Annotated in this window: 18 protein-coding genes and 2 tRNA genes; 6 read left to right on the top strand and 14 right to left on the bottom strand. The window is 56.8% G+C overall.

Features of this window, described 5'->3' with window-relative positions; all coding sequences use genetic code 11:
• Positions 1-9: 9 nt before the first annotated feature.
• The 4 genes from M4951_RS09640 to M4951_RS09655 all read right to left on the bottom strand — a co-directional run bounded on the left by M4951_RS09640 (position 10) and on the right by M4951_RS09655 (position 4642).
• On the bottom strand, positions 10-1305 hold the full coding sequence (locus tag M4951_RS09640) for a 6-phosphofructokinase (RefSeq protein ID WP_262026274.1): 1296 nt from the start codon (positions 1303-1305) through the stop codon (positions 10-12).
• Between the two features lie 285 nt (positions 1306-1590).
• Positions 1591-2937 carry an acetyl-CoA carboxylase biotin carboxylase subunit gene (gene accC, locus M4951_RS09645; protein ID WP_262026275.1) on the bottom strand — a complete coding sequence of 449 codons (1347 nt, stop codon included), beginning with the start codon at positions 2935-2937 and terminating at the stop codon, positions 1591-1593.
• Between the two features lie 33 nt (positions 2938-2970).
• Entirely contained in the window at positions 2971-3450 is a 480-nt protein-coding gene (gene accB, locus M4951_RS09650) for an acetyl-CoA carboxylase biotin carboxyl carrier protein (protein ID WP_262026276.1), read from the bottom strand.
• A 100-nt stretch (positions 3451-3550) separates the two neighbouring features.
• The gene (locus M4951_RS09655; protein WP_262026277.1) at positions 3551-4642 is read right to left on the bottom strand and encodes a M24 family metallopeptidase; all 1092 of its coding nucleotides are present in this window, start codon (positions 4640-4642) and stop codon (positions 3551-3553) included.
• A 155-nt stretch (positions 4643-4797) separates the two neighbouring features.
• Here M4951_RS09655 and M4951_RS09660 point away from each other — a divergent pair, with 155 nt between their 5' ends.
• Positions 4798-5661 carry a tetratricopeptide repeat protein gene (locus M4951_RS09660; RefSeq protein WP_262026278.1) on the top strand — a complete coding sequence of 288 codons (864 nt, stop codon included), beginning with the start codon at positions 4798-4800 and terminating at the stop codon, positions 5659-5661.
• Positions 5662-5709: 48 nt separating this feature from the next.
• On the opposite strand, the gene M4951_RS09665 is transcribed toward M4951_RS09660, so the two are convergent.
• The 3 genes from M4951_RS09665 to M4951_RS09675 all read right to left on the bottom strand — a co-directional run bounded on the left by M4951_RS09665 (position 5710) and on the right by M4951_RS09675 (position 7723).
• Complete coding sequence (locus M4951_RS09665) at positions 5710-6387, bottom strand: HAD family hydrolase (protein WP_262026279.1); 678 nt, start codon at positions 6385-6387, stop codon at positions 5710-5712.
• Between the two features lie 21 nt (positions 6388-6408).
• Positions 6409-7596 carry a S1C family serine protease gene (locus M4951_RS09670; protein ID WP_262026280.1) on the bottom strand — a complete coding sequence of 396 codons (1188 nt, stop codon included), beginning with the start codon at positions 7594-7596 and terminating at the stop codon, positions 6409-6411.
• A 56-nt stretch (positions 7597-7652) separates the two neighbouring features.
• A tRNA-Gln gene (locus tag M4951_RS09675) sits at positions 7653-7723 on the bottom strand.
• Between the two features lie 168 nt (positions 7724-7891).
• On the opposite strand from M4951_RS09675, the gene M4951_RS09680 reads away from it, so the two are divergent.
• Positions 7892-9568, top strand: coding sequence for a SpoIIE family protein phosphatase (locus M4951_RS09680; RefSeq protein ID WP_262026281.1), 1677 nt, complete (start codon positions 7892-7894; stop codon positions 9566-9568).
• 187 nt (positions 9569-9755) lie between these two features.
• Here the strand turns inward: M4951_RS09680 and M4951_RS09685 are convergent, their stop codons facing one another.
• The 4 genes from M4951_RS09685 to M4951_RS09700 form a co-directional block, all read right to left on the bottom strand.
• On the bottom strand, positions 9756-10781 hold the full coding sequence (locus M4951_RS09685) for a DUF1080 domain-containing protein (RefSeq protein WP_262026282.1): 1026 nt from the start codon (positions 10779-10781) through the stop codon (positions 9756-9758).
• Between the two features lie 213 nt (positions 10782-10994).
• On the bottom strand, positions 10995-11195 hold the full coding sequence (locus M4951_RS09690) for a hypothetical protein (RefSeq protein WP_262026283.1): 201 nt from the start codon (positions 11193-11195) through the stop codon (positions 10995-10997).
• A gap of 46 nt (positions 11196-11241) precedes the next feature.
• Entirely contained in the window at positions 11242-12156 is a 915-nt protein-coding gene (locus M4951_RS09695; RefSeq protein ID WP_262026284.1) for an SMP-30/gluconolactonase/LRE family protein, read from the bottom strand.
• 56 nt (positions 12157-12212) lie between these two features.
• Entirely contained in the window at positions 12213-13694 is a 1482-nt protein-coding gene (locus M4951_RS09700) for a hypothetical protein (protein WP_262026285.1), read from the bottom strand.
• Between the two features lie 188 nt (positions 13695-13882).
• Between M4951_RS09700 and M4951_RS09705 the strand changes: the two genes are divergently transcribed.
• Positions 13883-14746, top strand: a complete 864-nt coding sequence (locus M4951_RS09705; RefSeq protein WP_262026286.1) for a phosphoribosylaminoimidazolesuccinocarboxamide synthase — start codon at positions 13883-13885, stop codon at positions 14744-14746.
• 322 nt (positions 14747-15068) lie between these two features.
• Here M4951_RS09705 and M4951_RS09710 read toward each other — a convergent pair whose 3' ends face one another.
• The 3 genes from M4951_RS09710 to M4951_RS09720 form a co-directional block, all read right to left on the bottom strand.
• Positions 15069-16916, bottom strand: coding sequence for a hypothetical protein (locus tag M4951_RS09710; protein ID WP_262026287.1), 1848 nt, complete (start codon positions 16914-16916; stop codon positions 15069-15071).
• 17 nt (positions 16917-16933) lie between these two features.
• Positions 16934-17761 (bottom strand): 3-deoxy-8-phosphooctulonate synthase, encoded by an 828-nt coding sequence (kdsA, locus tag M4951_RS09715; RefSeq protein WP_262026288.1) that lies wholly within the window; start codon positions 17759-17761, stop codon positions 16934-16936.
• A 68-nt stretch (positions 17762-17829) separates the two neighbouring features.
• Positions 17830-18777 carry a diacylglycerol/lipid kinase family protein gene (locus M4951_RS09720; RefSeq protein ID WP_262026289.1) on the bottom strand — a complete coding sequence of 316 codons (948 nt, stop codon included), beginning with the start codon at positions 18775-18777 and terminating at the stop codon, positions 17830-17832.
• Between the two features lie 699 nt (positions 18778-19476).
• Between M4951_RS09720 and M4951_RS09725 the strand changes: the two genes are divergently transcribed.
• From M4951_RS09725 to tgt, 3 genes are all read left to right on the top strand, one after another.
• Positions 19477-19549: transfer RNA gene (locus tag M4951_RS09725), tRNA-Thr, on the top strand.
• A 226-nt stretch (positions 19550-19775) separates the two neighbouring features.
• Positions 19776-21065 (top strand): DNA-directed RNA polymerase subunit alpha C-terminal domain-containing protein, encoded by a 1290-nt coding sequence (locus M4951_RS09730; RefSeq protein WP_262026290.1) that lies wholly within the window; start codon positions 19776-19778, stop codon positions 21063-21065.
• Between the two features lie 162 nt (positions 21066-21227).
• A complete protein-coding gene (gene tgt / locus M4951_RS09735; RefSeq protein WP_262026912.1) occupies positions 21228-22346 on the top strand; it encodes a tRNA guanosine(34) transglycosylase Tgt in 1119 nt (372 codons plus the stop codon).
• Positions 22347-22495 lie beyond the last annotated feature (149 nt).

Genomic DNA, 22495 nt, shown 5'->3' on the forward strand with positions numbered 1-22495 from the left:
AACGACAAGTTAGTCGTTGATATAAGTCTCCAGGAATCGAGCCAACCGATGAAAATCGCTCATCGGGTTAATGTAGCGAACCACCGTGACCAGCGTTTCCGGATCGACCAGATTCTCGAACGCGACATAGTGCAGGTTCAACTGGCCCGAGACCGAAACCATCACGCCGTTCAGGCCTTCTTCGACCAAAGCGCGATAGGCGCCGACGCCGAGTTGGCTGCCGAGCATGACGTCAAATGCGTGCGGCTTCGAGCAGCGAGCTTCGTAGCCCAACTGCAGGCCGGTCACTTTGCGGCTGCGGCCGGTTTGCTCTTCGTACCGCTTTGAGATCCATTTGGCGAACTGGCGACCCAGGCTCACTTCGGTGATCGAGATGTGTCCGTGATCGTCGCGTTTGATTCCTTCCAGGTATTCCGGCGGCAACATTTCGGCCAAGCCTTCGGCCAGGATGACTACGCCAAATTTTTTCCCTTCGGCTTCGCGAGCGAGCATCGTTTTGACGATGCGATCGACGACTTTGTCGACGTTCATCACCTTTTTCGTGCGGCCGTCGACTTCTTCCTCTTTGCCGACGTAGTCGCCGATGATGTCTTCGACGCTAATCACCAGACTCGCTTCCCCAGCGATCGCGGTGCCGTAGGGCAACCAACCGGCGCTGCGTCCCATGCATTCGACCAGGAAGTAGGCCTGACCTGCTTCCGCATCGTAAAGCAAGTTTCGGACTTCACCGGCCAGGAAATCAACCGCAGTGAAGTAACCGAAGGTGAAGTCGATCCCCATGTAGTCATTGTCGATCGTCTTCGGCAGATGAACGACCGGGATCTTGTGGCTTCCTTCGGGAAGGGTCTCTTGGAACAGCTTGAATTTGTTGGCCGTCTTCAACGTGTCGTCGCCGCCGATCGAGATCAATGCGTCAACGCCCAACGAGCAAAGCGCGTCGTACGTGGTCTGCAGCGGAGCCGAACGCTCCGGATCTTTCAGGTGATCGGGATGCGAGACTTGTTTGCCGGGGTTGGCCCGTGCGGTGCCGATCATGATTCCCTGCTGAGCTCGCGAGCGCGAGAGAGCTTGATGATCGAGCATGATGTAGTCGCGGCCCAGTTCCATCGGGCGATCGGGACCAAACTGCATCAGGTTCGAGTAACCATGCTTGATGCCGAGGACTTCGACGTCGTTTCGCAGAAACGAAACGGCTGCAGTCGAGATCACCGCATTCGCGGCCGGCGCCGGTCCACCGGCGAACAGGATCGCCACGCGGCGGAAGTTGTGTTGCTTTTTCGGGGGGCGGGCCAACGTATTGGGCATCGAGGTGACTCCTGACGGACCGGTGAAAGCGGACGCGTTTCGGCGTTGAGGGAAACTACTGCCGATATGACGGCATGCTGGGTCAAAGATCTGATTGTATTGAGCGTCGCGTAGGCCACAAGTTTACGCACTTTGACCAGGGGAACGAAAATTCCCCCTACCGGCGCTTTCTCAGGCCGTATGGGAAACCGAACGCCGCAACAGCGAGCGTGAGGCGCTGCGTCGCGCGTTGCAGATTCACGCAAACGCAAATTTTTTTCGTCGCGCCGGCAGAGACGGCGACCGTTACGACTGCAAAAAGGTCCGTTCGACAAATGTGGTGTCGATCTTCCCTTCGGCAAACGTCGAGTGGCTAAGCAGCTTTTTATGGAACGATGCAGTCGTGCGAATACCGTCGACCCGAATTTCGTCCAAAGCACGCTGCATGCAGCGGATCGCATCTTCGCGCGTTTTGCGATGGACGATCAGCTTGCCGATCATCGAATCGTAGTGGGGCGGAACGGTGTAGCCGCTGAAAACATGCGAATCAAATCGAACGCCAGGTCCGCCGGGGGCGATAAATCGCTCGATCTTGCCGGGGCACGGCATGAAGTTGCGATCGGGATCTTCGGCGTTGATGCGACATTCGATCGCGGCGCCGGTGACTTGAATGTCGTCCTGCGTGAACGGCAACCGTTCGCCGGAGGCGATCCGAATTTGCGTTTGAATCAGATCGATGCCGGTCACCATTTCGGTAACGGGATGCTCGACCTGGATGCGAGCGTTCACTTCGATGAAGTAGAAGTTTTCGTCTTTGTCGACGATAAACTCGACCGTGCCGGCGTTCGTGTAGTCGGCGCCTTGGATCATGCGAACGGCGGCGGCGCAAATCGCGTCGCGCGTCTTGGTCGACAGGTTAGGAGCCGGACTCTCTTCGATCAGCTTTTGATGGCGACGCTGCGTCGAGCATTCGCGCTCGTACAAGTGGACCACGTTGCCGTGATGATCGGCGACGACTTGAACTTCGACGTGACGCGGGTGTTCGACATACTTTTCGAGATAGACGCCGCCGTTGCCGAACGCCGCTTGGGCTTCGTTCTGGGCTTGCTGCAGCGCGGTCTTCAACACCAGGTCGTTCGCCGCGACCCGCATCCCTTTTCCACCGCCGCCGGCGGTCGCTTTGATCAAGACCGGAAAGCCGATCTCGTGAGCGGTCTTCAACGCTTCTTCGTGATCTTCAATCAGTCCGTCCGAACCGGGAACGACCGGCACTTCGGCCGCACGGGCCATTTTGCGGGCTTCGTTCTTGTCGCCGAGTCGCAGCATCGCTTCGGGCGAGGGGCCGATAAAGTCAATGTTGCAGCTGCGGCAGATCTCGTTGAACTGGGCGTTTTCGGCCAGAAAGCCATAGCCGGGATGAATCGCTTCGACGTTGCCGACTTCGGCGGCGCTGATGACGCGATCGATCTTCAGGTAGCTTTGGGCGCTTTTGGCGGGGCCGACGCAATACGCTTCGTCCGCGAGCTCCAGATACGAAGCGCCGCGATCGGCTTCGCTAAAAATAGCGACCGTTTCGACGCCAAGCTCTTTGCAAGCGCGGATGATTCGCAGGGCGATCTCGCCGCGATTCGCAATTAGAATGCGGTTATACATGAGTTGGTCCGGGTGCGGGACAGTGACGCGTTCTTAGCCGCGCGGGTCGACCTTGAACAATGGCTGGCCGTACTCGACCGGATCTTCGTTTTTCACCAGTACGGAGACGATTTTGCCGGTCAACTCGGCTTTGATCTCGTTGAAGACCTTCATTGCCTCGATGATGCAAACGACCGATTCTTCGCCGATATGATCGCCCACTTTGGCGAAGTTCTCTGAATCGGGCTTCGGTTTGGCGTAGAACGTGCCGACCATCGGGCTGTTGATCGTCACCAGATGCGAATCTTCAGCGGCCGGAGCCGGAGCCGGAGTCGGCGCGCCGGCGACGGGAGCCGGTGCGGCAGCCAGCGGAGCCGGAGCATAGGCGACGGTCGCGCCCCGTTTCATTTGGATCTGGCGTTCCCCTTCCCGGAGATCGATTTCTGAAAGCTCGTGTTCTTTCATTAATTCGATGATTTGTCGCAACCGATCGAGATCAAAGACGCCGCTCGCAGCGGGCTCAGACTTGGCCATGGATCGAAGGTCTCCAGAACGCGGCGTGCAGCCGCTTAGTCTTGTGGGAAAGGAAGCGTCAGCGACTCGCCGATGACGCTCTCGTTGAAATCTTTAGGGCTCAATCGAAATCTTTGGGTACGCTGGTCAAAACCTCGTGTCCGTGTTTTGTCACCAGCACATCGTCCTCAATGCGGACACCGCCAAACCCAGGAATATAGATGCCCGGCTCCACGGTGACCACCATGCCTACCTGTAGGGGGCGGGTTTGAGAACTGTTAAATCGGGGCGCCTCATGGACTTCGAGGCCGATGCCATGGCCGAGGCCATGACCAAAACGTTTGCCGAAACCAGCGCTGGCGATCTCGTCACGAGCCGCTTTGTCGACATCGCACATCAGCGCGCCAGGCTTGATCGCTTCGATCGCACGGAGCTGAGCTTTTAAGACAATGTCGTAAATACGCTTGATTTTTGGCGAAATTTTACCGGTCGCTAAAACACGCGTCAAGTCGCTCACATACCCCCCAAACAGCGCGCCCCAGTCAATCAGCACGAAACGGTCTTCGCCCACTCGCTTCTCGCTGGGGACCCCGTGCGGCAAAGCGGCCCGCTCTCCGACTCCGACGATCGGCGGAAAACTAAGCGCTTTACCGCCGAATCTCCGCACTTGGTATTCCAGGTCGGCGGCGATCTGGCGTTCGGTTTGATCGGGGTGCATCGCGGCGCGAATCACGGCGAACGCCTTCTCGGCGCAGTGGATCGCTTGGCGGATTGCGGCGACTTCTTCGGCGTCTTTGATCTCGCGCAACTCTTCAACCAGTCCGGCGGCCGGTAGGAGCGCAACCTTGGCCAGCTTGTCGGCAAGTTGGTCGCGCATTGCGACGGTGATCGAAGTTGACTCGAACGCCAACTGCGTGACGCCCGCCGCTTGGATCATTTTTTGGACCGAAGTCAAAATCGACTTCCCCGGCGTGCGGCTCTCGAGATTCAGCCCCGGACATTCTTCTTCCAATTGCTGCGTATAGCGAGGATCGCTGAGCAATACCTCGGTATCGGGGGTGACCAACAGATAGCTATCGTGCCCTGTAAAACCGGTCAGATAGCTGACGTTGTGGACATTGGTCACCAAGATCGCGCCAGCGGCGGCTTTCTTCACTAACCGGCGAAGTTTGTTGCGTCTGGCGGCGAAGCGATCGTTGTCAGCTGGCGGCATCGATGATTCGGCGGATTGGGGAGATTGGTGTAAACTCGCTAAGCAGTCGTCGCTCCAAGTACGATTTTTCGGCTTTTTCGTTTCTCCGCAAGGTTGAGGAAGCGATCCAACAGCGACAATTTCCCCCTTTTTCTTTCATGACGCAACGAGCAAACATGCCGCAGCAGTGCCCCTGGATTGTAGAAGTAACGCCTGAAAACTTCGAAACCGAAGTGCTGGAGCGCTCTCGCGAAGCGCCGGTGATTGTCGATTTTTGGGGCGCCTGGTGTCAGCCTTGCCAAATGCTGATGCCGATCTTGGAGAAGCTGGCCGTCGAGATGGCGGGGAAGTTTTACCTCGCCAAAGCCGATACCGAGGTCGTTCCGCAATTAGCGGCTCAGTTCAACGTCCAAGGGGTTCCGGCCGTTTTCGCGCTTCGCGACGGCGCGGTCGTCGATTTCTTCGACGGGATGCGTCCCGAAGAGTTCGTCCGCAGTTGGATCGAGCGGCAATTGCCGAGTCAGGCCGAATCGCTGTTAGCCGAAGTCCGCAACACGCTGGGCGCCGATCCGCAAGAGGTCGAACGGAAATTGCAGCAAGCGATCGAACTCGACCCCAAGTTGGATATCGCGAAAATCATGCTGGCCGAACACTACTACGACCAACATCGCAATGAAGAAGCAGCGGCGATGATCACAGCGCTGGAAGAGCGGGGGTTTCTCGAGCCGGAAGCGGAAAAGGTGAAAGCGGCGCTCGAATTGCGCAAGCTAGGGGACGCAGCCGGCGGAGTCGACGCCTGTCGCGCCGAACTGGCCGCAAGTCCGGAAGACGCCGAAAAGCTGCTGAAACTTGCCGAGGCCCTGGCCGCTGCTGGCCAATTTGAAGAATCGCTCGAAACCGCTTTGGCGGTTGTCCGCAAAGACCGCGCCGCCTACGGCGAAACCGCTCGACAGCTAATGGTAGATATCTTCCGACAGTTGGCGGATGACGAAGAGTTGGTGAATGATTATCGACGGAAGCTGGCGACAGCGTTGTATTAGAGAGCGGCATTTCGATACGAATACTAGTATCGTCGTTTTCTTTCGGTTTTATCCCCTCAATTCCGCCAACAGCGCATCGGCGTTTTCCAGATCATCGAACAACAAATCGGGCTCGCTCATCGCCAGCTCTTCACGCATGAAAACGCCGGTGGCGACTGCCGCCGCTTTGGCGCCGATGGCTCGGGCGCAGCGGACGTCGTTGGCGGTGTCGCCGATGACCCAGATTTGATCGCCGCGGACGGCATGACCAAGATGAGCTTCGCAGGCGTCCTTCGCCGCTTGGGCGACATCGTTGCGGTCGGGATGCTGATCACCGTATCCGCCGAACTTGAAATGATGCATCAAGTCGTAGTGGGTCAGCTTCAGGTAGGCGCCTTGGGCGACGTTGCCGGTCAGAAGCCCCAAGGCGATGTCGTCTCTCTCGGCTAATTGATTGAGCAGCGCTTCGATGCCAGGCAAGACGCGTCCGTCGCGTAGCGGAAGATTGCGCGCCAGACCTATCATGTAGCTATCTAAGAACTTGCTCCACGCTTCGTCGGTCAACGGCATGTGATGCGCGTCAAACAGCTCTTGCGCGATGCCGCGATCGGTTTTGCCGCTGACGCGGACCTCGGTCGTCAGCACGTCGATTCCGGCAGTCGATTGAAAAGAATCGATCATCGCATCTTTGCCGGCGGCGGCGGTGTTGATCAACGTTCCATCGATATCGAACAGGCAGATTTTCATGCGTATTTCTTTGAGACGGCGTTAGTGCGCTTCGGACAAAGTAACGTCCACATCCAGTTTTTCGGGCTTGTCGGTTCCGGCGCCGCGAATGATGGTGACTTGGATCGTGTCACCCACTTTGTGCTGAATGAGTTGACTCACGACATCGGAGTGATTGGTGACCGGTTTTCCGTCGACGGCGATAATCACATCGCCCATTTGATCGAGTCCTTGCTCGGTGACAATGGTCGGCTGCAGACCGGCGTTGGCGGCTGGACTTCCTTCGACCACTTCGCCGATCAGCGCGCCTTGCAGGTTGAGTTGGGCGACGGCCGACGCCGGTAACAACGCGACTCCCAAGTAAGGTTTCGAGACTTTGCCGGTGCGCAAGATCTCGGTCGTGACGGCGTTGACCGTATCAACAGGAATCGCCAGGCCAATGCCGGAGTAGGCGCCTGAAGGGCTGTAAATCGCGGTGTTCACGCCGATCAACAGGCCGCTGCTGTCCAGCAATGGGCCGCCAGAATTGCCGGGGTTGATCGCCGCATCGGTTTGAATCAGGTCGTTGATTGGCTGGCCCGACTCGCTGCGGATCGATCGCCCGAGACCGCTAATCACGCCGGTCGTGAGCGTTTGATCAAAGCCAAACGGGTTGCCGATCGCGAAGGTCTTCTGGCCGACCTTGAGGTTCTTCGACTCGCCGACGCGAATCGGAATGAGGGTTGCGTTTTGCGGATCAACCAACTGCAGCACGGCGAGATCATTGTCGGGCGAGCCTCCCAAGACTCGCGCTTCATGCGAGGTATGATCGGCGAAGGTGACGATAGCTCGACCTCCATTCCCCTGCTCGACATCACGAATGACGTGGTAATTGGTGACGAGATGTCCTTTTTCATCCCAGACGAAACCGCTGCCGGCGCCGGCCGGAATCTCGACTGGGTTGACGTTCATCGAGCGGCGTGAGAGCGCCGTAGTAGTGATAAAGACGACGGACGGCGAGGCCGATTCAAACAACTCGATTGTTGATTTTTCATCTTCGGCCAAATCCCCTCTGGCAGTTACCTGACGCGGTACGGCGCTGGGATCAATCCTGGGAGTCTGATCCGACAGCATAAAGCTGCTGACGATCCAGGAGACCCCTAAAGCAATCGCGAAACAGAAGACGAACAGTCGCAAAAAAGCGATCGCACTCGGCTGCGCCCGCCGCTCTGGCGGCATTCCAGCGCTCATGGGGCCTCTCTAGGCATTGGGGGGCGAGGGGAATCGCCGCCGCTCATGGAAAGAAGCTGGGGAACTAGGATTTGAACCTAGACTGACAGAGTCAGAGTCTGTAGTGCTACCGTTACACTATTCCCCAATCGGTTTGTAAAGAGTATGGCGTAAGTCGCTTGTCGTCAAGGGATTCAGCCGCTGGCTATCTGCCGCTGCGGCTGATAAACTATTTCAAAACTAGTGGGGGAAACGAGCGAGTGGTTCGCGCAGCTACTTCCGCCCCTTTCGCTATTCCACTGACGCAGCCACGCCGATGAGCAGTTATCTAGTAGCGGTCAACGGATCCGACGCCGGAAAAAAAATCTACCTCGCGGGCGAAAAGTTCGTCATGGGGCGCCATCCCGAGTGCGATATTCTGGTAGACGCCGGCGCGGTCAGCCGCCATCACGCCCAAATCACCCGAAAGAACCAGGATCTCATGATTGAGGACCTGGGAAGCCGGAACGGCACTTTCGTCAACGACACGGCGATTAATTCGCTGCAAAAGTTGAAAGATGGTGATTCGATCCGCGTCTGCGACGTGACGTTTACCTTCCATTTGGATCAGCCGTTCGCCCCCCCTTCGGCCCGTAATCTGGGGCAAACCGGAGCAGGCGCCTACGGCACGATCATGGTCGATGATGACTCGGCGCCGTCGACCATCATGTCGCAGCTGGAAGTCTCGTCGCAAGCCGGCGGCGTCACGCTGCAGGCCAGCGCTGAAGTGAAGCTGGCCGCTTTGCTGGAGATTACCAAGAATCTCGGCGGCGTTATCGCTCCGGAGGACGTCTTTCCGCAGGTGCTGAACAGCCTGTTCAAGATTTTTTTGCAGGCCGACCGCGGTTTTATCATTCTGCAGGATGACAAAGGCAAATTAACGCCGCGGTGGACCAAAACGCGCCGCCCGGGGGACGAAAATATCCGGATCAGCCGCACGGTCATCAATCATGTGATCGAGAAAAAGCAGGCGATTCTCTCGGCTGACGCAGCGGCGGATTCGCGTTTTGAGATGAGCCAGAGCATTACCGATTTTCAGATTCGCTCGATCATGTGCGCCCCGTTGATCGATAGCGACGGCAAAGCGTTTGGCGCGCTCCAAATTGATACGCTTGACCAACGCAAGCGTTTCCAGCAGGAAGATCTGGAAGTGCTGATGAGCGTCGCGACGCAGGCGGCGATCTCGATCGACAACGCGCAGCTTCATCAGCGCGCGTTGCGTCAGCAGGAAATGGAGCGTGATCTGAAGCTCGCCAGTCAGGTGCAGATCGGCTTTTTGCCGAAGGGAAAACCGGCCGCCGCCGGGTACGACTTCTTTGACTATTATCGCGCCGCCAATTCGGTCGGCGGCGACTATTACGACTATATTCCCTTGCCGAATAACCGGATGGCGATCTTGCTGGGGGATGTCGTCGGGCATGGCGTCGCCGCGTCGCTGTTGATGGCGAAGCTATCGGCCGACGCACGGTATACGCTCGCTTCGATTGAAGATCCGGCGGTCGCTTTTGCGACGCTGAATAACACCTTCAGCGAGAGTATTCCGGACGACCAGTTTGTGACGTTGGTCCTGAATATCTTGAACTTTGAGACGCACGAGATGACCGTGCTGAACGCCGGTCACATGGCGCCGATGCTCCGCCGTAACGATGGTACGGTCGATGAAATTGGGGAACCCGAGATTAGCCTGCCGTTGGGCGTTTTTCCGGATCTAGAGTACGAGAAGGTCACCATCCCGATCGCCGTGGGCGAACGAATCATTCTCTATACCGACGGCATCAACGAAGCGATGGACGCCGACGGCGAGCAATTTGGCATTCCCCGCGTCCGCGAGCGTGCCCAAGAGCAATTTCCGTCGGTCGCACAACTTGGCCAGGCGATCGTCAAAGACGTTCGCGAGTTCATGGGCTCGCAGTTCGACGACATGTGCTTGGTTTGCTACGAGCGGTTGGAATAGTCGGCGCCGTCACAAACGCGCCTACAATCGGCGGCTTATCATGCCGTTTGAAGTGGCCGGCGCACCATGAACGGTACGCTTGGTCCTGACGCCTCTTACGGCTGCGCCGCCCCGATAGCGGAGCTATCGCGGCCAACCGGGGAAATGACGCAATTTTAAAACGCGCTGCGCGTTATGAAGAGTGGATTTACCGACAAACGCAAGTCTCTGCGGCAAAGTTCATCGGCGCTGACGGTTCGATGATCCAGATGTTGCGGAAGACGACCGGATCTTTGTGATCCTGCAACTTGATCGGCATCGGCTCGGCGCCCTCTTTTTTGCCGGCGCCAGTTTTGTTCGGGATACGTTCGTCACGTTGGACCGCGATGCCGTTGTGGAAGACAGTCAAACGAGCGTCGCCCACCTTGTTGCCGGCGTCGTCAAAGCGAGCGGCGTTGAAATAGATGTCGTAGGTTTGCCACTGCAGCGGCGGGAAGCACATGTTCATTTCTGGCGGCTTGGTGCGGTAGATCGACGCCGAGTCATTGAACTCAGGAGTTTTGCCGAACGAGTCGAGGATCTGCACTTCGTAGCGCTCTTGAATGTAGACGCCGCTATTGCCGCGTGCTTGCGATCCGCGGTCAGGCATATAAGGAGTGCGGAACTCAAGATGCAATTGGAAGTCGGAGACCGGGAACGTCGTGATCGTGCCGGCTTTCAGCAGCCCTTCCGCGGTCAGCTTGCCATCTTTAAAGAATTCAGTCGACGTGCCGTCAAATAGCACGCGGGCGTCGTGCGGCGGTCGGTGCCCCAAGGTAAGACTCTTGCGGCGAACTTTCGGCAGATCGCCGAGCTGTTGTCCCGCGGTGTTGATAACCACGGCATGATTGGGATCGACGGCAATCGTATAGGCGTCATGCTTCAACTGGATCAGGCCGCTTTGCATCTCGCCCTGCAGGGCCAGTTTGGGACCATTGTCCCAACCATTGCCGGGCAGTCCCCCTTTGTATTGCAGCGCCGAAAATTTGCCGTCTCCGAGCGCCACTACCTGTAGGCCGGTCATTTCGTAGCTGCCGTTCGGCAAGCGCAGCGGCCCGTAGAATTCGCCCTGGTAGACGAAGTCGGGATCGTTGACGTTGTCAGGATCCACAAAGACGCGGGGGTCATCCTCAGCGGCGATGCAAAACGAAGAGAGAAACAGGAGCACGAAAAGCGATGTGATATTGCGATGCATGGGGCAGGCGTAAGGATCAAAGTGCACGGGAAGGTTAGGCAAAAAGCCAAGAATAGTCTGCTTTGCATTGTGACCAATTGCAAGGTGCTAGAGCGTGCTTACGAAAAAACGAGCAAATTGAGACTTCCGCGGTGCGATTGGCGCAAAAAAAGAGGCTGCGACCTTGGTTGGCCCCAGCCTCTTTTCACAGTTTCGATCGGTAGAAACGCGGCCTTATTCAGGCTTGGCTTCTTCCATCGGCTTCTCTTCGGCCGGAGTTTCAGCGGCAGGAGTCGCCGGAGCTTCGGTCGATTCGGCCGGCATCGTCACTTCTGGCGTTTCGGCCGGCGTTTCCGTCGGAGTTTCAGCAGGAGCGCCGCAACCAACCAGCAAAGCCGCACCGCAGAACATCGCAGCAGAGATCCACATCTTCATACGTAAACTTCCCCCAAAATATAAGAAACTAAAAACTGAGCGTGCGCTATTCGCCAGGGAATTGGTGTCCCCGAACGCTCATTTCCACAGAGTAAAGCCCAGTACGGGCCGTCACAAACAATGTCTTTCCCTTGGGACCGCCAAACGTTGCGTTCGCCGGATGCTCAGGAAATTCAATGATTCCAAGGATCTCCCCTTTCGGGCTGATCACCTGTACGCCGAGTTTAGTCGTGACGTACAGATTGCCATGTTCGTCGATCGTCAGACCGTCGCCCCCTTGATTGTCTTCGCCCTCGGGCTGACGAAATTGGCACACGACCCGTTTTTCGCCAATTTTCCCGGGGCCTAGAACATCGTAGGCGTACAGTTTGGTTTCCATTGAAGGAACGACGTACAGCGTTTTTTCGTCAGGTGATAGGATCACGCCGTTGGGCGCGATGATATCGTCGATCAATCGCGTCACGACGTTGTCAGTCGAGAGATAATAAACGGCTTCGATCTTTTGCGGCCAAGGAGTCGGCGCTCGATAGCGGGGATCGGTGAAATAAACGCCGCCGAAATGATCGCAAACCAAGTCGTTGGGCGCGTTGAAGCGTTCGTTCTTGTACTTGCCTGCCAGCACTTGTAAATCATCGCCGCTCAGCGAAACGCTGGCCAACTGCCCATCCATCTGACAGATCAGCAGTCGATCGTCACGAACCATCGTGCCGTTGGTATGCCCCGATGGTTCCAGGAAAACAGCGATCTTACCGTCGGGCGTCCGCCGATAGATGCGATTGTTGGGGATATCCGTGAAGTAGAGATTGCCTGCGCCGTCAGAAGCGGCGCCTTCGGTGAACCCAAAGTCCTTTTGCAAGGTGCGGACTTCACCAATTGGACCAATTCCGGCGATCGGCTCAGCAAAGCAAAGCGAGATGATCGTTAGGCAGAAGATGCCTGCGGCGAATGCGGACTTGTACATGGAGGCCTATCGTCATGGGGGGCGGGTCTTCCTGTTAGTGGAACCCGGCGAGAGAGTTAAGTCAAATAGTGCTGACGAATTTCTCGTAAACTTCGTAGCGTTGACTTAGGACGATCCCGACGATCGAACAAACCGGCATTGGGATAAACGTGCGCCGTCGCGTCTGTGAACTGGTTCCAGAAAATCGCCTGCGTTTGGGGATGCGACAAAATAAGGGGGACGAGCGACTCGACAAATTGTCGCTGACGACGGCGACTGATCGGAAAAGTTGGCGATTCGTGGTCTGAAATTTGATGCGCCGCGCGTTTGTCAAAGCGGCGTGAACTGGGAAAAGTCAGCGTGACAAAGAGCGGCAGCCCCAGCATTCCCCATTGATCCAGCAGGCGAATCACCTCGAACGGGTCACGAGGGAAAATGGCGCCCTCACAATCGTTAAAATTCAACTCGACTCCGACGCCGGTCACGCCCAAATTCGCGCGTACGATTTCTTCGGCAAAGTGAATCGGCGCTAGATCTCGGTGAGCATGGCTCAGATAGTCGCCCCAGGGATGGTCAAAGCTGACCAGCACCGGAGTCTGCGGATCGTTGCGACGCATCGTTTCGATCGAGCCGACCAGCAGTCGCAACTGCTGCTCTTCGGTCAGATGAAAGGCCCGCGTCGTATTGACACCGGACGAGCAATACCAGAGATCGGTCATCCCATGTAGATTGCGCGTCGCCGTCTCGACAAACTGCAACTGAAAACCGAGCAGACTGTTGAAGTCGTTATCCCACAGGTAAAGCCAGTCGGGGACGTTCAAGTCGTCCAGATTGGCGACCGGCCCGCCGACGACCCGCATTCCCTGACTGCGGCACCAGCGAATTTGCTCGCGGACTTTCTCAAAGTCGAAGTGACCCTCATTCGGCTCGCAATCTTTCCAAACCGGAGAGACGACGGCGGTGTTGAACGCCGGTCGCAGCAGCGCCGAGGCGTCGGCCGATGGATGCGCGTTGCGAATGTTCACGCCGTACAAAAAGGTGCGGTGAGGCGCATGCTCTTGAATGAAGTCGATCGCCGCGTCGCGATAGACGTTGGTGAGTTGGGCGAACGCTTCCGCCGTATGGCCAATGCATTCCTGGGCGGCGGATTGCGACGCTTCGCTGTGATGGTCGGATGTGGCGGCAATGGTAAACGCTTCGATCGCGTCCCCCAACGCCGCGTAAAACGCTTCGGTTTGTTCGATGTCGACTCCGTCGCAAACCGCAATCAACGCTTTTAATCGTGAAAGAACCCCGCGCGCAACTTCCAGCGCCAGGTGATAAGGCTCGGACCGAGGTCGCAAGGAACAGGTCGCGAGAAAGTACGACTGGAACTCGTCCACGTTCCATGGGATGCGCAATTTGACCGAATCGTCTCCCTCGAACTCGATGGAGAGGATTTCGCCGTCATGCTGCACCTTGGATCGGCGCGGAACTTGGTCGTAATCAACGACATACGCAGCGTCGAAACGCCGCGAAAGTCGCTCGATCGGCGGCGCATAGAATCGCAGTGCTCCCACGGGGCGCGAACCTCTTGCATTGGCGGAAACAGGAATGGCCGCAGATTTTGGCACGTAAGCTCTCTAGTCTAATCGGTTTACGGAAATCGTGCATCTATGCTTTTTGGCCGGTGCTAGCCAATCCTTTTGCATGTCTGTTAAGATTGCCGGGCTTAGGGGGTTTCTGACTCAATTGCAAGTGGCTCGAAATGACTATCGATTTACCCGTGCGGCATGGCAAGGTTCGTGATATCTACGATCTGGGAGACAAGTTGCTTCTGGTCGCTTCCGATCGCACCAGTGCGTTTGATTATGTGTTGCCGTCAGCAATACCAGACAAAGGTCGAGTATTAACGCAGATCAGTCGCTTCTGGTTTGAGAAACTCGGCGTGGCGAATCATATGATTTCGACCAATGTGGCCGATGCTGATCTGCCGAGCGGGACCGATCTGGCTTCGCTTGATGGACGCAGCATGCTGGTCCGCAAGACCGAAGTCGTGCCGATCGAATGCGTCGTGCGCGGCTATCTCGCCGGATCCGGCTGGAAAGAATATGGCCAAAGCCGCACTGTCTGCGGCATCCCCTTGCCTGCTGGACTTGATCAGAGCGCCCAGTTGGAAACGCCGATTTTTACGCCGGCGACCAAGGAAGAGTCAGGCCACGACATCAACATTTCGTACGAACGGATGTGCGAAATCGTCGGGGAAGAGTTGGCTTCGACCTTGCGTGAGAAAAGTCTCGATATCTACACGCGCGGCGCCGCTTTTGCGCGTGAAAAAGGGATTATCATCGCTGATACGAAGTTCGAGTGGGGGATCGTTGACGGCGAGTTGTTGCTGATTGACGAAGTGTTGACCCCAGACAGTTCGCGATTCTGGCCCGAAGATCAGTACCAGGTCGGCGTCAGTCCCCCCTCCTTCGACAAACAGATCGTGCGCGATTATCTCGAAACAACCAGTTGGGACAAAAACAGCACGCCGCCGCAGTTGCCGGATGCGATCGTCAACCAAACGCGTGCGAAGTACATCGAAGCGTTCGAGGAACTGACCGGCCAGTCGTTCCCGTGGAAATAGCTTCGACGTCGCGCACTTCTTCATAGCCCGCTGCGCAAGTTTTGAGGTTGCGCTATTTGGCCGAACGGATTCCGGTTGGCCCGGATAGCTCCGCTATCGGGGCCGACGAAGTCGGTAAGAGGCATCGAGCCGCGGTCGGACCTGACAGCGGTGGTTGCCGCGCCGTTTAAAATGGCGAAATGGCCTCGAACCGCTTACCAGAAACCAATGCCTCTTACGGCTGCGCCGCCCCGATAGCGGAACTATCGCGGCCAACCAGGGAAATAACGCAACCTCAAAACTTGCGCAGCGGGCTACGAAGAGTATCAAGCAACCTTCCGACTTATTCGCTGTCGGCGGGCGTTTTCTCGGCAGCTGATTTTGCGTCATCGGGATTGTCCGTCGACGCTTTGTCTGCACTCGATTCTTTCTCGGTCGCCGCTGTTGGCGGAATCAATCGTTCGGCCAGCAGCGTATTGCCGCGTCGTTGCGGTGATGCGAGATCGTCGGCGGAGGTGAGCCATTCGACGGCGGTCTGACGAGCGGCGGTCTGCTCTTCTGGCGTCAGTTGCGGATCTTGCGAAATCGCCATATCGGCTCGGGCCAATCCGTAACGAGCTTGTGAGGCGAACGGGATGAGCGGAAATTCTTTCAGCGTGCGGATCTCGAAGTAATCGATCGCCGACGGATACTGAGCGCTGTCGAGTGCGATCTGTCCCAGTTGATAACTGGCGATCATCTTGATTCCCTTGGCGTTCTGGATCATCTGCTCGACAAAAAATCGTTGTTGCTCGACATCTCGCGGCAGACGCATCCCTTGGGATTGAAACGCTTCCACTTGCTCGCGAAAGTTGAGCTTGTTGACCTGAAGCTCGAAACTACGTGCGAACAGGTACATCTTACGAGCGCCGGGACGTTGAACTTCGTTGTTAAATCGTCCCATCAGGTGCAGCAAACGGCCGATCGCCAACGGAGAGCTTTGATCGTAAAGTTGGCGTTCCATATAGAAGAGCTGTGCCTGGGATGGCTGCGAAGCGCCGGCGACCGGCAGATCCCGCAGACGCAGACGGAGGCCATCTTCGGCCACGACCGGAACATCCCAGAGTCGCACCTTCTCGATGCCGGCGCTCTGCAAACTTTTGGCCACCTTGCTCGGTTCGACCGCGAGTCGCAAGCGGAGTTTGCCGGTCAGCTGTGATTCAAACACGATGGCGGCTTGCAACAACGAAGTGCTGCACGCGTCGATCAACGCGGTCGCGTTTTGAAAGCTCTCGGTCGAATAGGGGTAGGCGTACTTCGATGAAGTCATCGCTTTGCTGACCGCGTCTCCTTGGCGCGCATCGGCAAGCGTTGCGATTCCTTTCCCCGACGAAACAGGCAGGCCATATGCGGCGTCAAACAAATAAATCTGGCCGGCGATTTCAACGCCGACCACACTGGCCTGCGGTTTACCTTCAGCGTCAGCAAGTTCCAAAGCGAAAGCGTTGAGACCTTGTTGTCGGGCTAAGTTGATGAAGATCCGCGCTCGCTCGACTGAATCGCCATAACCAATTTGCAGTGCCTCCCACGGTTCACGGGCTGTGCCGGGGGCGAACTGGCTGGCCTCGTTGCGAAGCTGGATATTGCGGACGGTCCAGTCGAACAGCAAGTAAGCGGTCTTCAAGTCTTCGCGTTGATTATTCGAGTAGGACTCTGGCAGCGACTTGAACCAGTCGGCTATTTCAGCCGGCAAAACTCCCTGTTGGCGGATGTAATTGGAGAGCGAGAAGGCCCAGACGCAGCCTTCGATGTAGTCATAATCGCTGCCGCGAAACGTATTGGGGTATTTCGGATCGCGAAAATAACTGGTCGCCAAATTCTGCATCCGCGACATGTTGCGAACTTCCTCCGGCAACTCTGCGATCATCGGATCGGGCGTCCACTCAGAGTCAAGTTTGCGATTGTGCAGCCAACGATTCAGCGATTGCAGTACTTCGCGCTGGACGACCTCGGCGTTGAACTGATCGAGATCTTCGAGCAGCACTAGCGCTTGTTGCAGCACGTCCGCTTGGGCGTCGCTCGACGCTTTTTGGGCGGCGATCGTCACCGCGGAACTTGGTCCGTCCGAGGGTTTGGGGTTCGGTTTTGAACCGCCGCAACCAAGGATGAGCGAAGTCAACGTCAGCAAAGCGAATAGGGAAGAGAAACGCATGGTTGTCGAATCGGGGGCTATTGGTTTTGGGAAACAGCTTCGCGAACCGCGAGCACCTGTCGAAGGAGTTTTTCCGCCGCATCCAACGGAACCATGTTCGGGCCGTCGCTGGGCGATTTATCAGGATCGGGATGAGTTTCAAAAAAGAGGCCGTCGATACCGACCGCCGCCGCGGCTCGCGCCATGGGAGGAACCATCGCTCGGTTGCCGCCGGTCGCGGCGCCCAGACCGCCTGGCTCTTGGACGCTATGGGTCGCATCGTAAATGACCGGCACGCCGAGAGACGACATCTCCAACAGCGCTCGCATGTCATTGACCAACCGGCCGTAGCCAAAAAAAGTGCCGCGTTCGGTCAGCATCACGTTGGGATTGCCAGACTCTTTTAGCTTGGCGACGACATGCTTCATGTCCCAAGGGGCCATGAATTGCCCTTTTTTTACGTTAATCGCTTTGCCGGTGTTCGCCGCGGCGAGCAGCAAATCGGTCTGTCGTGCCAAGAAAGCGGGGATCTGCAGCAGATCGCAAACCTCGGCCACTTGCGCCGCTTGGGTCGATTCATGAATGTCGGTTGTCACCGGCAACTCTAGTTGCCGGCGGACTTCGTCCAGCACGCGAAGTCCTTCGTCGATGCCGACACCACGAAAAGCGCCGCCGCTGGTGCGGTTCGCCTTGTCAAACGACGCTTTGAAGACCAGTTGGATCGGTAAGTCGGCGGCGATCTCTTTGAGTCGTGAAGCGATCGACAGCGTCAGATCCAGACTCTCGATCACGCAAGGTCCGGCGACAACCAGCAAAGGTTGACCGTCGCCGCACGTTAGGTTGTTGATTTTGGCCGTTCCGCCCACGTTCGCTCCTTCGGATAAGTCTCAGTTTGATTCTACTTGGAACGCTTGCCCAGGGCCGCGCGATAACTTCATAAAACGGGGGCGCTGTTCGCGATTTGTCGCTGAGTTTCCGCAAATTTTCGCGAAACCAAACAGCGAAACCGGGCCGGAGCGACGACGATCTCTACCGGCAAAGCTCCTCCAGGATCGCCGTCGGTTTGAAAGCGAACGTCACGCGATTCACTCGTAATGTGAACTCGGCGACAACGTCGATAGGTGATGTCGCTGCGCGCGTTCCATCCGCCGCGCAGCAGCGAATAAAGATAGCCGATTCCGCGTCCCAGACCTCCCTGCTGCAAAATGCAGACGTCGAGCAGTCCATCCCACGGAATTGCCTGCGGTGCGAAACTCATTCCCCACGCGTATCGCGGCACATTGACAACAAAGGCCCATTTGCCGGTATGGTGCTCGATTTCGCCTGATTCGTTTTCTAGTTCCAACTGCAAATCGGGAAACGGATATCGCCACGAAGTTTGCACGATGGGGCCAAAATAGGCGGATTGCGATAAATGCCCCTTGCGCTGCGAAGCGACCTGGTGGACCACTTCGGCGTCATAGCCAACGCCGAGCATCAGCAGGAACAGTTGGCCGTTGGCGGTCGCCGCGTCCAACTGACAGACGACGGCCTGTGAAAGGAAGTCAATAAACGCATCGGTCGAATTGCTGATGCCCAGGTATTTTCCGTAAACATTTTCCGTCCCGGTCGGAAAAATCGCCAACGGCACATCGGGACCAATCCGCGCGACCGCGGCTGCGGCAGTTCCATCTCCTCCGGCCGAGATCACCAAGCGGACCGATGGGGCGACGACAGTTTCGAGTTCGGCCAGCGTTGTCGCGTCGATGACCTCGTATCCCTTCTTCCGCAGCTTCCGCTTCAAGCGATCGATTTTGTCATGTCGATGCAGCGGCCCAGCGATTGGATTGTGGAACAGGACGATCCTCCCGGGCTCGTCTTCTTGGAATGGCGGAAAATTCACGTTGGCTCAAAGCGGGAGAGTTAGCGGTTGGGCGAATCTTCCATGGTATCGCCTGACCTTGGTAGAGATAGTCGAGTTTCCTCACGATTATTGTTTCAGAATGAGACGGATTTTAAGTCGAATTGGCGACTGGTTATGACTATTCTCAAAATGAAACAGCTGTGAGTTTTCTTAAGTTGTTTTATGCAATTGATTTAGCGTTTTTTCTGGTGCAGCATGATGGTGTGGAAATGCCTGGAAACTACCTAAATGGGTGGAGTGTTCTATTCGCATGTAGCAAGGTCCAACGGATTTGTGAAAGTCTCAGATTGAGAATGCTCGGTTTGGTGTCCTGGATTTTTTTTAAATCCTTTCTGTGTAGTTGTTTATGGATTTTGTCTCATGGTTTTCACTGCCGTTGGTCCGTCGGTTGCATTAAGGGTTTCCCGTCATCTCCTCGGAGGAGGTGGCAAGCTGGCCCGTGGGGCCGCTGTCGTTCTGCACTGGGTGGTTTGCCTTGCCCCTGACGATCCAGTGTGCTGACACGTGTTGGCGCGGCAGTTGGCCCCAGTTTTATTTCTTGGCTACCAATCTAGCCGGGGGCGTCAAATTGAAATTTTTTTGCCGAGCGATCGTTTCTTGGCACGAAAAATTCTTCTATGACTGATCCCCCCTTCACGAATCGTGTCCTTTGTGGCACTATTATTCGTTTCCGGCATTGCCGGCGTAGCTCAATTGGCAGAGCGCAGCATTCGTAATGCTGAGGTTGTGGGTTCAACTCCCACCGCTGGCTCTTTTGTGATCGCATGCTCCGCTAGAAATTTCGCCGAGTTCATGGCGAGGGCTTCCCCCTCGAAGCGACGCTTCTTTGCCGTTCGCCATGAAATAACCCGCGATTGTTCGGGGCTCTTCGGCATTTCGGTCGCTCGTCTCGGACGACGATGCGTTTCGCCGACCACTTGATTTGGGAGAATCGACGGATGGTTCAGGGTTTGGAATTTGACTTAAAGCATGTCGTTATGTCCAACACGACATTCGGCCCAGAAGAGATTCGCCAGATCATTCGCCTGCTCTCGAAAGACTACGCAAGTTTCGCGGTCTTGCGCGACAGTGTGGCCGAGTTGGAGTCGAGCCAGCCTGAGCGATCGCCTGCGACGAATGTTCGCTTGGGCGTCTGCATGTATATCTTGGGCCGCAACGTTCGCTCGATCGACGTCTTGTCGAACGCGGACGGCGGAGCGCTGGCCCACTTCTATCTCGGTAAAGCGAATTACGCTTTGAACCGATTTGACAAAGCGATCGAAGGTTACCAGGCCGCGCAAACCGCCGGTTACAACCGTGATGATTGCCAATTGGCGATCGTCGAAGCGCTTCGCGCCGCCAATCGATACGACGTAGCGATGAAGCAGCTAGACGACCTGTTTGGTCCGATTGAGCAAACGGCCGACTATTTGTATCAACGTGGAGCGACGGTCGCCGCGTTGGGAGGGAATCCTTCCGAGGTCGTCGCGTTGTACGAACGAGCTGTCGAATCCGATTCGACGCATGCCGGCGCCTTGTTTGGCCTGGCGCTCGAAAATGATCGCCGCGGCAACGACGAAGAAGCGCTCGGCTACTATCAAAAGGCGGCTGCTTGCTTCCCGACGCACGTCGGCACGCTGCTCAATCTGGGCATCCTGTCGGAAGATCGCGGCGAGTACGAACGTGCCGCTCATTGTTATTCGCGCATCCTGGACGCCTATCCGAACGAACCTCGCGCCAGCATGTTTCTCAAAGACGCCCAGGCGTCGAGCGACATGTTCTATGACGAAGAAGCCCAGAAGAAGCGAGATCGGATCGCTCAGGTCCTCAGCATTCCGGTCACCGACTTCGAATTGTCGGTTCGCAGCCGCAATTGTCTGCAGAAGATGGGAATCCAGACGCTAGGCGATCTGTCCCGTTGCTCGGAGCAAGAGTTGCTCTCCAGTAAGAACTTTGGTGAGACCTCGCTCGTTGAAATTCGCGAGATGCTCAACTCGAAGGGCTTAGAGTTGGGCCAGTTCTCAGCCGACAAAGGACAGCCGGAACCGACTATCGAAGTTGCCGGGCTTTCGCCGGATGAGCAAGCGTTGCTGGATCGCCCGATTTCGGAACTCAACCTGTCGGTTCGTGCTCGCAAATGTATGGTTCGCTTGGGGATTTCGACGATCGGCGAACTGGTCCGTCGCACCGGCGACGAACTGCTGGAGTGCAAAAACTTCGGCGTGACCAGCTTGAACGAAGTTCGCGAAAAGTTGACCGCCAGCAACCTGAAGTTGCGCGGCGACTAGCACTTCGCAGTCGTAGGGCAGGCCGTGCCTGCCGGAATCGCGATTCAACAGCATGGGTAGCTATTGGGCAGGACGGCGGCAGGCACGGCCTGCCCTGCAACTACAGCTTTGTCATTCGCTTGCGCTGCGGGCTACGAAGAGAAGAGTTAGCCGGTGACATCTTTGAGCGAGCGACCATTTCGCTACGATTTGCTGCAGCAAAGCGGCCAAGCGCGACGCGGCGTATTTCATACGCCGCATGGTCCGGTGCAGACGCCTGCTTTTATGCCGGTTGGTACGCAGGGAACGGTCAAAGGGCTGGAGATCGGGCTGGTTCGTGAAACCGGCGCCGAGATGATCTTGGGGAACACCTATCATCTCTCACTCCGACCTGGTGAGCAGATCGTCCGCGAGCTGGGAGGGCTGCATGAGTTCTCTGGCTGGCGCGGGCCGATCCTAACCGACAGCGGCGGGTTCCAGATCTTCAGTCTCGCCCAGATGGCGAAAATCACCGAAGAAGGCGCCGTTTTCCGGTCGCATATTGACGGCTCGAAGGTCGCTTTGTCGCCAGAACGTTCGATCGAAATCCAAGAGGCGCTCGGCAGCGACGTGGCGATGGTGCTGGACCATGTGGTCGCATTGCCGAACGAAGCGGAGGTGATTCGTCAGGCATGTGATCGCTCGATTCGCTGGGCCGCGCGCTGTCAGCAGGCGGCGACGCGCGACGATCAGGCGCAGTTTGCTATTGTTCAGGGGGGGCTCGACGAAAAACTTCGTATTTATTGTGCAGAAGAATTGGGAAAGTTGGAGTTCCCCGGTTACGCAATCGGCGGGCTTAGCGTCGGTGAGCCGCCGCCCGAGATGTATCGCATTTTGGACGCGACTTGCCCGGTGTTGCCGGCGGACCGTCCGCGCTATCTGATGGGGGTTGGGCGTCCCGAGGATTTGTTGGAAGGAGTGCGTCGCGGCGTTGATTTGTTTGACTGCGTGATGCCGACCCGCAACGGCCGCAATGCGCTGGCGTTTACCGACGAAGGGACGCTCAGACTGCGTAACGCCAAGTATCAGACCGATAAGCGACCGATCTCGCCGACTTCACCAGAGCGCGTTCGCCAACATAGCCGGGGCTATATCCGACATTTATTCATGGCGAAAGAGATGCTGGGGCCCATTTTATTAACGCTGCAAAACCTGGCCTACTATCAACAATTGATGGCCGGAGCGCGTCAGGCGATCGAAGAAGATCGCTTTGAAGCCTTTTATGAGCAGAAGATGAACTCCTGGCGAAACGGTGATGAATGAGCCGTGTCGCCGGCGGTCGACGGCATTGCTGCTATTGCCGTCATTTTTGTGAAGTCTTATTATGTTGAGTTTCACGTCCTTAATCGGACCATGCCTTGAGGCGGTCGAACTTTCTGCGGAAAGGCCGACGCCGCGCCTTCCCGCAGCTG

Origin of the sequence: Blastopirellula sp. J2-11 (genome assembly GCF_024584705.1) — a bacterium.
GTDB lineage: Bacteria > Planctomycetota > Planctomycetia > Pirellulales > Pirellulaceae > Blastopirellula.